The sequence below is a fragment of the Pseudomonas sp. BGA-UO-ETr-WB11 genome (assembly GCF_059567785.1).
In genome coordinates this window covers 561,922-576,719 of sequence record NZ_JCAQOS010000007.1, presented here as the reverse complement: position 1 = coordinate 576,719, position 14,798 = coordinate 561,922, and the positions used below count along the sequence as shown (strand labels likewise).

Here is a 14,798-nt window from a genome sequence, read left to right as displayed (position 1 = left end):
GGCCCATCGGCACGTCACTCCAAACCAGCAGATAGCGTCATGCGCTGGCGTAGGGCCTGTACTAACTGTAGTGCCTGATCGAACTGGTAGCGACCAATCAATCGCTCCAGGTCCTGGGCCTCGGACTTCCAGCCCAGGCTCGCCAGCCCGACAAGGTGTGCACTCAGGCACTCGCCGGCCTCGCCGTCGTCTTCACGCAACAGGTATTCCAAGCGCTCCAGCCCTGCGCGCAACCGGACCAGGTCAACCTCGCCGGGTATCGCCGCGGGGCCAGCAGGGGCTGCGGGCGGCAGTGCCACGGTCTGCAGCCCTTGCTCAATATGGGTGATCAATCCGTGCAGTTCGAGTGCCAAGCCTTGCAGGTTCAACTCGGCGTCCTCATCACGGCCATGGCGGAGCTGCGCTTCGAGTTCTGCGGCATTCAGCATCAGGGCGCGAGCGCCAATATTGCCGGCCAGGCCTTTGAGTGAGTGTGCCGCGCGCACCGCCCCTTCACGATCCTGTTCTGCAAGTGCCGCGCGAACACGCTCCAGGCTGTCGGCCTGGGTTTCGCAGAAGCGCTTGAGTAACTTGCGCAGCAAGGCGCTATTGCCGTCCAGGCGCTGCAAGGCGGCGTCCATTTGCAGGCCGGCAATCAACGGTAAATGGCCATCGTCCGTCGTTAGGTCCGCCAGTGGGCCCTGACTGCCGGAGGACTTGATCCAGCGCTGCAAGGTGATGAACAGCTGATTGACATCAAGCGGCTTGGCGATGTGATCATTCATGCCGGCTTGCAGGCATTTTTCTTTGTCGCCGGCCATGGCATTGGCCGTCATGGCCAGAATTGGCAAATGGGCAAAGTGGGCTTGTGCCCGAATTCTGCGGGTTGCTTCAAAACCGTCCATCACCGGCATCTGGCAATCCATCAAGACACCGTCATAGCTCGTCTTGGCCACCATGGACAGCGCCTCGGCGCCGTTACAGGCAACATCCACGCGTATGCCGCCACGCGCGAGAATTTCCACGGTCATTTCCTGATTCACCTGGTTGTCCTCAACCAGCAGCAGAAAGGCGCCTTGCAGTGCCTGACGCGCTTCGTGCACCTCGGCCAGTAGCTCTTTCTTACGTGGCCGCGCCAGTGCCTGCTGGCCGAAGGTGTTGAGAATGCAATCGAGCAGGGACGACGGCGTGATTGGCTTGACCAGCACGCCGGCCACCGGAAGATTGGCCAAACGCACCAATAGCTCGTCGCGGTTGTAAGCCGTGACCATCACGAAAAAAGGCGTGTCGCCGATACGGCTGTCGCTGCGGATCGCACGAATGGCTTCGACCCCGTCCATGTCCGGCATCATCCAGTCCATGAGGACCAGTCGGTAAGGCTGACCCGCTGCGCTGGCGTCAGCGAGCACATCAATGGCCTCGCGCGCAGAACTAACCGCGGTCACGGCAAACTTCAGCGAGCTGAGCATGCTGTGGAAAATGCCTCGGGCACTGGCATTGTCATCGACCACCAGGATCGACAGGCCGAGCAAGCCATCGCCATCGACCAGCAGTTGGCGCTGCTGGCTTTGCAGCTTAAAGGGGGCGCGGATGAAAAACGTGCTGCCCACGCCCAGTTCAGTGTCGCAACCGATCTCACCGCCCATCAACTCCACCAGGCGCTGGCAGATCGTCAGGCCCAGCCCGGTGCCGCCGTATTTGCGCGAGGTCGACGAATCCGCCTGGGAGAACGCCTGAAACAACTTGGCGCTTTGCTCTGGGCTCAGACCGATGCCGGTATCGCTGACCTCAAAGCGCAGCCATGCCTGGTCACTGTTTTGCTGTTCGCAGCGAATCGCAAGCGTGACCTCACCCCGCTCAGTGAACTTCAGTGCGTTGCTGACCAGATTATTGAGGATTTGTCCCAGTCGTAGCGGGTCGCCGATCAAACGGGTAGGCACGTCTGTACCGATATCAAACAGCAGTTCCAGGCCTTTTTCCTGCGCCTTGAGGGTGGCCAGATCAACCAGGCTGTCGAGCACATCCTCCAGGTAAAACGCGGTCGTCTCGACCTGCAGCTTGCCTGCTTCGATCTTGGAGAAGTCGAGGATGTCGTTGATGATCCCCAGCAGCCCCTGGGCCGCGCTGGAGATTTTTTCGAGGTAATTGCGCTGGCGTTTGTCCAGCTGACTGTCTAGCGCCAGATGGCTCATGCCCATGATCACGTTCATAGGCGTGCGTATTTCGTGGCTCATGTTGGCGAGAAAATCCGATTTGAGCCGTGTGGCCTCCTCTGCCAGCTCCTTTGCCTGGGTCATGGCTTGTTCAGCGGCCTTCTGCGCTGAAATATCAATCAGTGTGCCGACCAGTCCGGCGATCTTGCCATCACTGCCCGGGTAACTGGACAAGCAGTAAATGGCCGGGTGCATCTCGCCATCAGCGCCTGGAATGCGCATTTCGCGGGTGTACAAACCACCCTCGCGCAAGACTTTTTCGTTGGCCTGCTGGTAGAGCGGCCGGTCCTCGACGGGTAACTGCAAGAACTGCAACACCGTCTTACCGATCAGGTCTTCGCGGCGCACGTTAAACACATCGAGGAACGCCTGGTTGAAGCCCAGGTAATGGGCCTCGGCATCCTTGAAAAAGATCGGGTACGGCAAGGTGTCGAGCAACACCCGCTGAAACTCCAGCTGCTCGGCAATGGTCTGCTCGTAGTGCTTGCGTTCGGTGATATCGCGCACCGTAACGCAGGCGCACGCTGGATGGCCTTCGACCAGGGGCAAGCGGGTCAACCCCAGCTCAACAGGAAACTCGTGGCCGCGGCTATCCACCGCACTAAAGTCACCATTGACCCTGTCCATGGCGCGATGGCCCGTACCGGCCATGAAGCGCTTGCGCATCTCGGCGTGCTGCTGGCGGATGCTTGTTGGCACCAGTCGATCAATCGCCATGCCGATGAGGCTGCCGGGTGGATAGGCAAATTGCTCATGTGCTTTAGGGTTAGCAATCAGGATCTGACCTTCGGCATCCACCACCAGCATGCCATCCGGTGCAAATTCGATGATCTGTCGATACCAGGCATCAGATTCGCTGAACCGGCGGCGCTCGATCTCCAGTTCGCGAATAACCTCGCCGTAGCGGCTTAACGCCCGACTGAGGTCACCGATTTCCGAGACCTCATCGACATTGGCATAACGAATGTTGCGCTTGCCCGCGAGTAACTGATGAGTGTTGTGGGTCAGTGCCAGCAGTGGTTGCAGTACGCGGCGATGGTAAAAGCTGCGCAGCACCAGCAGTACCAGCAGCAGGCTGATGAGCATCAGCGCCACGGCGATTATGGTGGCACGGGTGAGCTGTTGCTGCAGGCTCTCGATGCGCGCTAGGCCTTCGCTGTGCAGCTTTTTTTCCAGTTTTTCCAGCGGATCGATAATCGCCAGCATGGTTTTCTGATAAGGCGCGCCGAAGACCAACTCGACGGCTTGCGCCCAGTCCCCTGCACGGGCAGTGGCAAAGGCCTGCATCTGCAACTGTGCCAGGCGCTGAGACTGATTCTGCGACTCCAGCAGCAGAGCTACATCCGTGCTTGTTAGCTGTTGCGACAGGAACTGCTCCAAGGCTTTGTCGTAGGTGCGGTCGCTGTTTTTTTCGTCCAGGTAGGCCTGGTAATAAAGTTCATCTGTGGTGGTGACATAGTTACGCACCGCCAGGGTCAGGGCGTGACTGCCCAACTGCAGGCTGTTGATGGTTTCGCTGGCCTGATGCAGGCGAGTCATCTCCGCGCGGTAATCCTGGCTCAAGGTAAAGGCCAGCCAGACACTGGCACACGCGGCTATAAGCAGGCTTACCACCAGCCATGTCAGCAGGTTACTGAATTTGGCAAGTCTCACGGCGAACTCCCTTCTCCTTGTGCAACAGCCAATGACGTCCCGGTACAGGCAGAACCCAAGTGGTTATCCAAGCAGAACAACACATCACGGCGGGTCTAGCAATTCCACCTCAGTCTGGCAGCCCATTGCTCATTGTGCGTCTGCAAAAACGACAAGGCCCGGTAAACCGGGCCTTGGAACTCTCTGTTGTTGCGTGTTGCGCTGTCAGTCTAGAGACCAAGCTGTTTGCTGATGATCTCGTTCATCACCTCGCGCGTGCCGCCCCCAATGGACAGGATGCGGTTATCGCGGTACAGCCGCTCCACCAGGCTTTCACGCATAAAGCCCATACCGCCGAGGATCTGCGTGGCGTCGTAGGTGATGCGATCGGACACGTCAGTGGCGAAGTTCTTGGCCATGGAAATTTCCTTGATCACGCTCTTGCCGGCGGCCATCTTCGCGGCCTGGCGGTAGGTGAACTCGCGGGAAACTTCCAACTGGGTGGCCATCTCGGCCAAGCGGTGCTTGAGCACCTGGAATTTGCCGATCGGCTTGCCGAAGGCCTCACGCTCTTTGGCCCACTTCATCGACTCTTCCAGCGCCAATTGCGAGGTCATGTTGGCCATGATCGCCAGCGATAGCCGCTCGCTCTGAAAGTTGGCCATGATCCCAGCAAAACCCATGTTCTCGACGCCGATCAGGTTCTCCACCGGCACTTTGCAGTCATCGAAGAATAACTCGGCGGTGTCTGATGCCCACCAGCCCATCTTCTTCAGTGAGCGGCCAACGGTGAAGCCAGGGGTGCCTTTTTCGATCAGCAGTAGGCTAACACCGCCGAAACCGTCACCGCCGGTGCGTACGGCCACGGTGTAGTAGTCGGCGCGCACGCCGCTGGTGATAAAGGTCTTGCTGCCACTAACACGGTAGTAATCGCCCTCCTTTACCGCACGGGTTTTAAGGTTGGCGACATCGGAGCCGCCGCTGGGCTCGGTGACAGCCAAGGCCATGATCTTCTCGCCACTTAGCACCTGCGGCACCACACGATCACGCACCGCCGGCTTAGCCCACTTCAGTACCGGCGGCAGGCCGATATCCAGTGAGCCCAGCCCCGCCACCAGACCACCGGAACCGCAACGCATCAGCTCTTCGCTGACGGCCACCTTGGCGAACAGGTCGCCCTCGTGGCTGCCACCGAACTGCTCGGGGTAACCGATGCCTAGAATGCCGGCAGCGCCGGCCTTGACATACAGCTCGCGGGGGAAGCTCTCCGCCTCCTCCCACTCAGCCACGAAGGGCAGGATTTCCCGTTCGACAAAACGCCGTACCGAGTCGCGCAGCAGTTGATGGTTTGCGTCGAAATATTCTTGATAAGCAGACATGAGTAGGCTCCAGCCGAGATAGCCAGACCTTACCAAGCGCTTGCTTGGTATTCAAGGCGCTATTTATGCCATCACTGCCGCTGTTCCAGCCACGACAGGCGATGGGCTTCAGGTGCCCATAGGCCGCCGGCCAGACAACGCGTGGGCCAGGGTGCCACCGTCGACCATTTCCAGCTCTCCTCCCAAGGGCACGCCATGGGCGATACGGGTCAGGGATAAACCGTGGCCGGCCAGCATTTGCGCGATGTAGTGGGCCGTGGCCTCACCTTCGACAGTCGGGTTGGTGGCCAGGATGATTTCGCTAAACGCGGCTTCGTCGATGCGCGCCAGCAGCTCAGGAATGCCGATAGCCTCGGGACCGAGGCCATCGAGCGGCGACAAATGGCCCTTGAGCACGAAGTAGCGGCCGCGATAGCCGGTCTGCTCCACGGCAAACACATCCAGCGGCCCTTCCACTACACATAACACCGAATCGTCCCGGCGCGGATCGTCGCACTGCGGGCACAGTGGGTCTTCACACAAGGTGCGGCAGCGCTGGCAATGGCCAACACCTTCCATCGCTGTACTCAACGCATGGGCCAGGCGCATGCCGCCACTGCGATCACGCTCAAGCAACTGCAAAGCCATGCGTTGAGCAGTCTTCTGCCCGACACCCGGCAGGATGCGCAGCGAATCAATCAATTGGCGGATCAGCGGGCTGAAGCTCATGAAGGTTTACCAGAAAGGAAAACAACGCTTTTGAGTGTTCCCACTCGGTGTAAGTGGCGGTCAGACGTAGTGCAGAGCAAGGCGCGACTCGGCCTGGGCAGCGGAGTTTACTGGCTGTAAATGAGCATGCCCGGGCCGAGTCGCAACGCCGCTATGTGCTGCGGCTGGACGTCACGCTTAGAAGGGCATTTTGAAGCCGGGGGGGAGCTGCATGCCGGCAGTCATACCCGACATCTTGTCCTGGCTATTGGCTTCAATCTTGCGCACAGCGTCATTGACGGCGGCAGCAATCAGGTCTTCGAGGATTTCCTTGTCTTCCTGCATCAGGCTGTCATCCAGGCTGATACGTTTAACGTCGTGACGACCAGTCATCACCACGCTAACCAGGCCGGCACCGGACTGGCCAGTGACTTCGGCGTTGGCCAGTTCTTCTTGCATCTTTTGCATTTTTTCTTGCATCTGCTGGGCCTGTTTCATCAGACCGGCCATGCCACCTTTCATCATGGGATCACCTCAATACATTACGGGGTCAATATCGGCGCACCGCAATCAGCGCGGCACGCGTTGTTTAAGTTAACGGTGGGCTGGCGGACAGGCAGGCGCGTTAGGCCGCGACCCCATCCACCGGCACAATACTCTCGGCACGAATAACCGCGGCAAATTGCTGCTGCATCTGCTGGATCAGTGGGTCGGCATGAATCGACGCCTCAGCCTGGGCCTGACGCTCACCACGCTTGCGCGCCGCCGCCTGGGCCGGGGTTTCCTGCTCGGGTTTGCACAGCTGGATATCCAGGTTGATGCTGCGCCCTTGTAACTGGTTGAGCGCATCGTTGATCCGGCGCTGCTGGCTGGCGTTGAACAGCGCGCCCTGCGCCGGGTCCAAGTGCAGTAACCAGTTGTCGCCCTCCACCGCCATCAGGCTGCAGTTGGCGGCGATGCTGCCGGTCAGGCCACTCAAGCCCAACTGAGCAAACATCTCCAGCCACTGCGCGGCCAGCCCGGTGGCCGGCAGTGCGGCAGGTGCAACGATGTCGACCGGCACCTCAGGCTCATCGGGCAGCGTGTCCATATAGGCATAAGCGCTGTCATCGGCCATTTCATAGTCGTATTCCGGCGCGCCCTCTTCATCTTCATCGGCAGCCACTTCTGGTGCACTGACGGTCGCGGCAGGAGTGACTACAGCTCCGGCGACTGGCAACGGCTGAACAGCTACCGGCACGACCTCAGGCTCGGCAACAACCACGGCTGGCTCATTCCACGGCAGATCGACCTCAGCCACCGGTGCGCTTGCAGGCGCTACTACGACGGCGTTGGCTGGTACTGGCGTAACTGCAACGGTCTCGGCAGGTGCAGCAGCAACCGGAGCCTGCTCGGTAACAACCGCCGCAACCACTGCCGGGGCTTCAGCTATGGGGGCAGGCGCCGGCATAACCGCAGCACTGATGGGCGCCGCGGCCACTGGGTTGGGTCTGGAATCAGTGGTGGCCGGGCTGATCCCCAAGGGCTTTAGTGCGCCTCTGGGGGGCTGACCATTGTCGGCCGGGCGAAAGGCCAGCATGCGCAGCAAGACCATCTCGAAGCCACTGCGCGGGTCGGGGGCCAGGGGCAGATCGCGGCGACCGATCAGGCCCATCTGGTAATAGAACTGCACATCTTCGGCCGGCAAGGCTTGCGCCAGTGCCAGGACCCGATCACGGTCGCCCTGGCCATTGTCGACGGCATCCGGCAGCGCCTGAGCAATCGCCACGCGGTGCAGGACATTGAGAATCTCGGCCAGTACGCCGGCCCAATCCGGGCCTTGCTCGGCCAGATGGCGCACGGCCTCAATCAGCCCACGCGCGTCACCCTCCAGCAACGCTTGCAGCACGCCATACACTTGGCCGTGATCAAGCGTGCCGAGCATGGCGCGCACATCGGCGGCCAGTACCTTGCCCTCCCCGAAGGCGATGGCCTGGTCGGTGAGGCTCATGGCATCACGCATCGAGCCATCGGCGGCACGGCCCAACAGCCACAACGCATCGTCTTCAAACGGTACTTGTTCAACACCCAGCACATGGGTCAGGTGCTCGACCACTCGCTCAGGCGGCATGTTCTTCAGCGAGAACTGCAGGCAACGCGAGAGGATGGTTACCGGCAGTTTCTGCGGGTCGGTGGTAGCCAGCAGGAATTTGACGTGGGGTGGCGGCTCTTCGAGGGTTTTCAGCAAGGCGTTGAACGAGTGCGAAGACAGCATGTGCACTTCGTCGATCAGGTAGACCTTGAAGCGCCCGCGGCTCGGTGCGTACTGCACGTTGTCGAGCAGCTCACGGGTGTCTTCGACCTTGGTGCGGCTGGCGGCATCGACTTCGATCAGGTCAATAAAACGGCCTTCGTCGATTTCCTTGCAGATCGAGCACACGCCGCACGGCGTGGAGCTGACGCCGGTCTCGCAGTTCAGGCATTTGGCGATGATCCGCGCAATGGTGGTCTTGCCCACCCCACGGGTACCGGTAAACAGATAAGCGTGGTGCAGTCGCTGGCTGTCGAGCGCGTTGATAAGGGCCTTGAGCACATGGGTCTGGCCGACCATTTCGCGGAACGAGCGCGGACGCCATTTACGTGCAAGAACCTGATAACTCATCGAAAACCGTCGCGACAGGGAGGCTAAAGAGGGCTAATCCTAGCGGAGCAAGCGGCAAATTGCACCCGCTGCCTGGCCGCAGCAAAAACTGCCGCACACAACGACGCTCAGGACTGGCCGCGAATGATCTACAGAGAAAACTACAAGAGGTTGATGCTGCGCCACAGTTGAGCGCTGGTATTACTGACAGGTGTTGCCTTGGGCAACACCTAGAATTTGGAGGCGACCCCGCCAGCCACACCCCGGCACACAATGTCACCGCTACGGCTGCTCCCTTCCAGGCCTGACCGGGTTAACGGCTGATCGTTGCGGGGGGACCGACAGGGCCACCATAACGACGCTCGCCTTGCAGCGAGCCGCGCCATTGTACCGGCTTGTCGACAACTTACAACCGCTCTGCGGTGATTAAAACGCAGAATTAAAACATAGCGGCAACAAGCACTTGCCGTACCTAAACCCGAAAGCGACCGACCAGCTGAGCCAGCGAACTGGACAGTTCAGACAAGTGCTGAGTGGCCTTGGTGCTTTGTTCCGAGTTCTGCGCCGCATCATTGGACAGGTCGCGAATATCGCTGATATTGCGGGCGATTTCTTCGGTAACACTGCCCTGCTCCTCGCAGGCCGTGGCGATTTGCGCAGCCATGTCGTTAATCCGCTGCACCGAATCACCGGTATCACTGAGCGCCTGATCGACCCCGGCGGCCCGCTCGACACTGTCGCGCGCTTGGCTGCCGCCGGCGTGCATGGCTTTAACCGCGTTCTGCACCCCGGACTGCAGGCGTTGAATCATCTCCTGGATATCCTTGGTGGAGTCTTGCGTACGTGCTGCCAGCGCCCTGACCTCATCCGCTACTACGGCAAATCCGCGTCCCTGCTCGCCAGCGCGGGCGGCCTCGATAGCGGCGTTGAGCGCCAGCAAGTTGGTCTGCTCGGCGATGCCTTTGATCACGGCGAGCACAGCACCGATATTGGCGGTTTCCTGCTCCAGGGTCTGGATCGTGTCGGAGGCGTTCTCCACCTCCTGGGCCAGTTGGCGAATGGCATTGATGGTGGCGCTGACCACCTGGGCGCCCTGGCGTGATTGCTGTTCGGCATCACGGGCTGCATCGGCGGCGTTTTGCGCGTTGCGGGCCACCTCGTGGACGGCGGCACTCATCTCGGTGGCTGCCGTGCTGACTTGGTCGACTGCCGCGTGCTCGCTGCTGATCAAACGGTCGTTGGCGGCTGCCATATTGGCCAGATCCTGGGCCGAGCTTTTCACTTCATCCGTGACTCGCCCGACTTCCTTGATCAGCGGCTGCAACTTATCCAGGAAGCGGTTGAAGGCAAAACTGAGACGGCCCAGCTCATCACGGGACAGCACATCCAGGCGCACACGCAGGTCACCATCGCCATCGGCAATCTGTTCGATGCGGTTAAGTAAATTCTCCAAAGGACGAGTGACCAAAATCGGAAAACCGATCACCAGTACCAGGCACAGCAATAGACCTGCGCTGACAATCAGGCCCTGCTCCCAACCCAAGCGCTCGCCCATGGCAACGGCGGCGGCGCCCTCGGCACTGGCGGCCTGATCTTCCAAGTCGCCCAGTTTGTCGATGGCTTCACGCATGCTTTCAAATTGGCTTTCGCTGTCGCCAAAACTCAGCTTGCTGGCCGCCAGGGCGTCGTTGCCCGACAGTTGCAGCACCTGCTGAGACGTGGTCTTCCAGCGTTCAAAGCCACGGTCGAACTGAGCTACCAATTGCAGCGCCTCAGACCCTGGCTGCATCGCGGCATATTTGTGCACCCGGTCATAAGCCTGCTGCAGGTTCTCGGCATGAGCAGCCTTGAGGTTGCTGACGTAATCTCCGGCTGCCGCATCCAGCAGGCTGCGTTCCGCGACGAAAGCCTGATAAAGGTCGCGGTCGGCATTGAGCAACAGGCTGATGGCCGGCAAATAACGGCCTGTGAGTTTACTGCTGGAGTCGGTCACCTGATTGATGCCGCGCATGCCCAGAACGCCCATCAGCACCAGCAAGAACGCCAGGAGCAAAATGGGCAAAGCAATTTTCCAGCGAAAGCCAAGATTGGCGAACACACTCAACATGTCGAACTCCCGACGCAGAGGCGGCTATCAGCGATATGCTCTTCTGCCAGCGTAGACCCTGGCCCGCCACTCCAGCCAGTTATCGGCCAATAGCTTGAATACATAAACAAAAACGCCTCCGGGAGTGGAGGCGTTTTTCTGGGTTGATCGTTACATCACTGCGATGACTTTATTCCGGCTTGCTGTCGACGACCCCGGCAGTGTTATCGAGCAAACTCTTGGTGGCGGTTTGCAGGAAGGCTTCGAGCTTGTGCTTGAGATCAGGCGCCTGTTGTAGATCGACCCGCGTGGCACTGGCCTTGGCGCCCAACTGGTAATCGTACAGACGAGCGTCAAAGCCTTTGGGTTGAATCAGAATCCGTTCTGGTGAAACGATGGCCACGGTCTGGTCGCCACCGGAAGGCTTGATCACACCAATGCCGCCGTCGCCTGCGGGCAGGTTAAGCAGGTCACGGCCCCAGCACTGATGGCGCACCTCACCACCGAGGCGGCCCATGATGGTTGGCACCACGTCGATCTGCGTCCCCACCACTTCGCTGCTGGTGCCGAATTTCTCCTGGATGCCGGGAGCAATCAACAGCAGCGGCACGTTGAAGCGGTGCAAGTCCATTTCCGTCAGTTGTTCATCGGCGCCAAAGCCATGGTCGCCAACGATCACGAACAGCGTCTCCTTGAAGTACGGCGCTTTGCGCGCCTTCTCGAAGAACTGGCCCAGGGCCCAGTCCGAATAGCGCATGGCGGTCAGGTGCTCGTCCGTCGAACCCTGGCCGCTCACCCGCTCCACCGGCAAGTCGCTCGGCAAGGCGTATGGCGTGTGGTTGGAGAGTGTTTGCAGCAAGACGTAAAACGGTTTGCTGCCGTAATTTTTTTCCAGTTCCAGGGCTCCACGATCAAACATGTCTTGGTCGGACACGCCCCAGGTCGGGTCCATGAACACTGGGTTGACGAAGTCTTCGCGGCCGATGAAGTTGGTCATGCCCTGGTTGCTGAAGAACCCGGACTGGTTGTCCCACTGGAAGTTGCCGTTGTACACGTACAGGTTGTCAAAACCGCGGGGACTCAACAGTTGCGGCAAGCCGGAAAACTTGTGGCCACCCTCAGGGGTGCGCATCAAGTACTCAAAGCCCGGCAGATTAGGGAAACAGGCCATGGTGGCAAACATGCCTTGATGGGTATGGGTGCCATTGGAGAAGAAGCGTTTGAACAGCAGCCCTTCCTTTGCCAGCTTGTCGAAATGCGGGGTGATGTTCAGCGGGCTGCCCAAAGCGCCAACGAAGTGGCCGGCAAAGCTTTCCATGAGGATCACCACCACATTTTTGATCGGCAGCGTGCCCTCTGCTGGCGGTGTGAAATCGCGGCGAATCGCGGCGCTATCCGCATCCACCAGCTTGTCGTGCGGTGTCAGGAGCATCTCGCGCACGGCCTTGAGTGCGTCCTCATCCTTCAGGGTGGCCTTCCAGGCATTGTCGCGATGGGTGCCGAAGGTGTTGGCGGCTGCGGTATACAGGGTCAAGGTGCCATTCAGGCCCAGCTGATTGGCGAACATAGAGTCAGTGGTATAGGCATCGCCCCAGCGCAGTGGCGGTCCCTGACGCAGATGACCGCGCGCGGCTACAACGGAAATCACCAAACACAGCAACAGTGCCAGCCAGCGCCATTGCCACGGCAATGAATGGGGTGCAGTGCTGAGTTGCAGACTTGGCTGCGCCGGGCGAGTAAGCAGATCGAGGCCTTTGAATGCCTTGGCCAGTACCCAGGTAGCGATTGCCCAGGCCAGCAGGTAGCGACCGACCGGGAAACCATTCCAAAGCATGCTCAGGACCGTTTGCGGGTCTTCCTGGAAATACTGGAACACCAGGCTGTTCAGGCGCTGGTGGAATTCACGGTAGAAATCCAACTCAGTCAGGGCTAGGAACAGGGTCAAGCTGGCAAAGCCGGTCAGCCACCAGCGCAAGGCTTGGCGCGCAGCCATGGCGCGCTGGCTGAATAGCGCCAATACCAACGGAACGCAGGCATATACGACCACGCGCAGGTCAAAGCGCATGCCGTTGTAGAAGGCTTCGACAAAAGTGCTGGCCGGCGTATCGCCTATCAGCTCGCGGTTGTAGATCAGCAATGCGCCGCGCAACAGGCCGTACATCAGCAGCAAGGCCAAGGCACTTAAGGCGGTGAAGGTCAGGTGACTGGCGATAGTCGGGCGAATGCTCGGCGATGCCGAGGACTTGGCGTGCAAGGTGTCCGCGAGGGCCATGGAGTTAAAATCCGTACTGCTAATTAATGAAAAGGAACCGGGCACTGGCCCGCTGCTGGGCGACAACTGCGCCGATTATGCGCAAAACAAGGCGATCCAGTATGCACAGACCCTGTAAAAAAATTGTTGAGAGGTTAAACGGCTGAGCCCTGCCCTGTAGGCTCAGCCAGCCCCACGATCAGGTCCACTCTTCCAGGCGCGAGAACTGGCTGGCAATGTCATCGCCGGTGCGCTGTAGGGCAACGCCTTGAGCAGCCTTGTTCAGGCGGATTACAGCCACATTGGCACGCTCGCCAAAGTCGACCCAGTGTTTGGTGCCGCTCGGCAGGGTCAGCAGATCGCCGCGCTCGCACAGCACTTCGTAGACGTAATCTTCAATATGCAGGCTAACCAGGCCACGACCGGCGAGGAACAGGCTGCTGTGCTCGCCATCCAGGCAAAACTCATCGGCAAAGCGTTCACGCAGCACCAGCCCTTGTGCGTCAGCGGCCTTGAGGCTGAGCACTTCGTCGACCACATAGCCCTGGGCTAGTAGCGGCGCGAGCAGCTTCTGACTCTCGTTAGTCAGGGTTGCCACATCAAGACCGAGTACAACTGCCGCCGGGACGGACCATTGCTCAAGCCCCACGCCAACCTCGGCCAACGTGCGTGCAATGTCGTCGGCATGGCACAGCACCTTGTTCGGCTGTTCCGGCAGGCTCTGGTGATAAACGCTCAAACGGCTCACGGGCGAAACTCCTCAATCGGCATGATCATTTCACGGCCCGCTGGCGGGCTGAACGGGCGCAGGCACCCAGCGGCTCATGATAACGGCTGCGCCCAGCGCCGCCAGGCTGGCCAAGGCAAAGGTCCAGCCTGGCCCGAGAGCCTTCCAGCTGTAACCGGCATACAGTGCCCCAAATGCACCGCCAACACCCGCCAGGGCTGCATATAAGGCCTGGCCCTGCCCCTGCTGGCGGGAATCGAAACTGCGTTGAACAAAATGAATAACTGCAGCATGAAAGCAGCCAAAGGTGGCGGCGTGCAGCAACTGGGCGAACAGCAGCACCGCCCAGTGCTCGGCCAGGTAGCCCAGCAGCCACCAGCGCAGTGCGGCCAGGAGAAAGCTGCCAATCAACAAACGCCGCAAGCTGACTCGCTGCATCAACCAGGGCATCCCCATAAACAGCAGAATTTCCGCCACCACACCGAGCGCCCAGAGCTGGCCGATGACCCCGCGCGAATAGCCCAGGCTCTCCAGGTGGATGCTGATAAAGGTGTAGTAAGGCCCGTGGGACAGCTGCATCAGGCCCACACACAGGTAAAAGGCGATTACGCCGGGTTGGCGCAACTGGCGCAGGAAGCCGCCGCGCTCGGCCACGGGCGGTGCATGCACCGGCTGGGCATCCGGCACCCAGCAACTGCTCAGGGCGATGCCGGCGATGATGGCGAGCAATATCCACGGGTACAGCGCCAGGCTGAACACCTCGAACAGCCATCCCAAACCGACCACGGTGAGGATGAAACCCACCGAACCCCACAATCGCAACTGGGTATAGCGCGCCGACTGTTCGCGCAGATGGGCCAGGGTAATGACCTCGAACTGCGGCAGCACCGCATGCCAGAAGAACGCATGCAGGGCCATCACCAGCGCCAGCCAGGCGTAGCTCTGGCTGACAAAGATCAGGCTCAAACTGGCCAAGGTGCAGAAGGCGCCAATACGCACGATCAGTAAACGCCGGCCTGTACGATCACCCAGCCAGCCCCACAGGTTCGGCGCCAGGCAGCGCATCAGCATAGGGATGGCCACCAGTTCGCCAATGCGCGCCGGTGAGAATCCCAGGTGTTCGAAGTACAAAGCCAGAAACGGCGCCGTGGCGCCGAGCAAGGCAAAGTAAAAGAGGTAAAAACCCGACAGCCGCCAGTACGGCAGCGGCTGTTGGCTCATAGC

At 60.0% G+C, this 14,798-nt stretch carries 9 protein-coding genes, 1 other RNA gene and 1 pseudogene; all 11 read right to left on the bottom strand.

The window, feature by feature from the left end; translation table 11 throughout:
* Nucleotides 1-14: 14 nt before the first annotated feature.
* On the bottom strand, nucleotides 15-3,845 hold the full coding sequence (locus AC56DI_RS13460) for a response regulator (protein WP_496346596.1): 3,831 nt from the start codon (nucleotides 3,843-3,845) through the stop codon (nucleotides 15-17).
* 209 nt (nucleotides 3,846-4,054) lie between these two features.
* The gene (locus AC56DI_RS13455; RefSeq protein ID WP_496346595.1) at nucleotides 4,055-5,203 is read right to left on the bottom strand and encodes an acyl-CoA dehydrogenase family protein; all 1,149 of its coding nucleotides are present in this window, start codon (nucleotides 5,201-5,203) and stop codon (nucleotides 4,055-4,057) included.
* A gap of 108 nt (nucleotides 5,204-5,311) precedes the next feature.
* Nucleotides 5,312-5,911, bottom strand: a complete 600-nt coding sequence (gene recR / locus AC56DI_RS13450; protein WP_324520740.1) for a recombination mediator RecR — start codon at nucleotides 5,909-5,911, stop codon at nucleotides 5,312-5,314.
* Nucleotides 5,912-6,088: 177 nt separating this feature from the next.
* Nucleotides 6,089-6,415 carry a YbaB/EbfC family nucleoid-associated protein gene (locus tag AC56DI_RS13445; protein WP_324520742.1) on the bottom strand — a complete coding sequence of 109 codons (327 nt, stop codon included), beginning with the start codon at nucleotides 6,413-6,415 and terminating at the stop codon, nucleotides 6,089-6,091.
* Between the two features lie 100 nt (nucleotides 6,416-6,515).
* Nucleotides 6,516-8,531, bottom strand: a complete 2,016-nt coding sequence (gene dnaX / locus AC56DI_RS13440) for a DNA polymerase III subunit gamma/tau (RefSeq protein ID WP_496346594.1) — start codon at nucleotides 8,529-8,531, stop codon at nucleotides 6,516-6,518.
* A 226-nt stretch (nucleotides 8,532-8,757) separates the two neighbouring features.
* An RNA gene (gene ffs / locus AC56DI_RS13435) (signal recognition particle sRNA small type) lies at nucleotides 8,758-8,854 on the bottom strand.
* Nucleotides 8,855-8,982: 128 nt separating this feature from the next.
* Nucleotides 8,983-9,762, bottom strand: coding sequence for a methyl-accepting chemotaxis protein (locus AC56DI_RS13430; RefSeq protein ID WP_496346662.1), 780 nt, complete (start codon nucleotides 9,760-9,762; stop codon nucleotides 8,983-8,985).
* 78 nt (nucleotides 9,763-9,840) lie between these two features.
* Nucleotides 9,841-10,617 (bottom strand): annotated as a pseudogene (locus AC56DI_RS13425) (HAMP domain-containing protein); the annotation flags it as partial.
* Nucleotides 10,618-10,786: 169 nt separating this feature from the next.
* Nucleotides 10,787-12,868 (bottom strand): LTA synthase family protein, encoded by a 2,082-nt coding sequence (locus AC56DI_RS13420; RefSeq protein WP_496346593.1) that lies wholly within the window; start codon nucleotides 12,866-12,868, stop codon nucleotides 10,787-10,789.
* 178 nt (nucleotides 12,869-13,046) lie between these two features.
* Nucleotides 13,047-13,595, bottom strand: coding sequence for a cupin domain-containing protein (locus AC56DI_RS13415; protein WP_496346592.1), 549 nt, complete (start codon nucleotides 13,593-13,595; stop codon nucleotides 13,047-13,049).
* A gap of 30 nt (nucleotides 13,596-13,625) precedes the next feature.
* The gene (locus AC56DI_RS13410; protein WP_496346591.1) at nucleotides 13,626-14,795 is read right to left on the bottom strand and encodes an MFS transporter; all 1,170 of its coding nucleotides are present in this window, start codon (nucleotides 14,793-14,795) and stop codon (nucleotides 13,626-13,628) included.
* Nucleotides 14,796-14,798 lie beyond the last annotated feature (3 nt).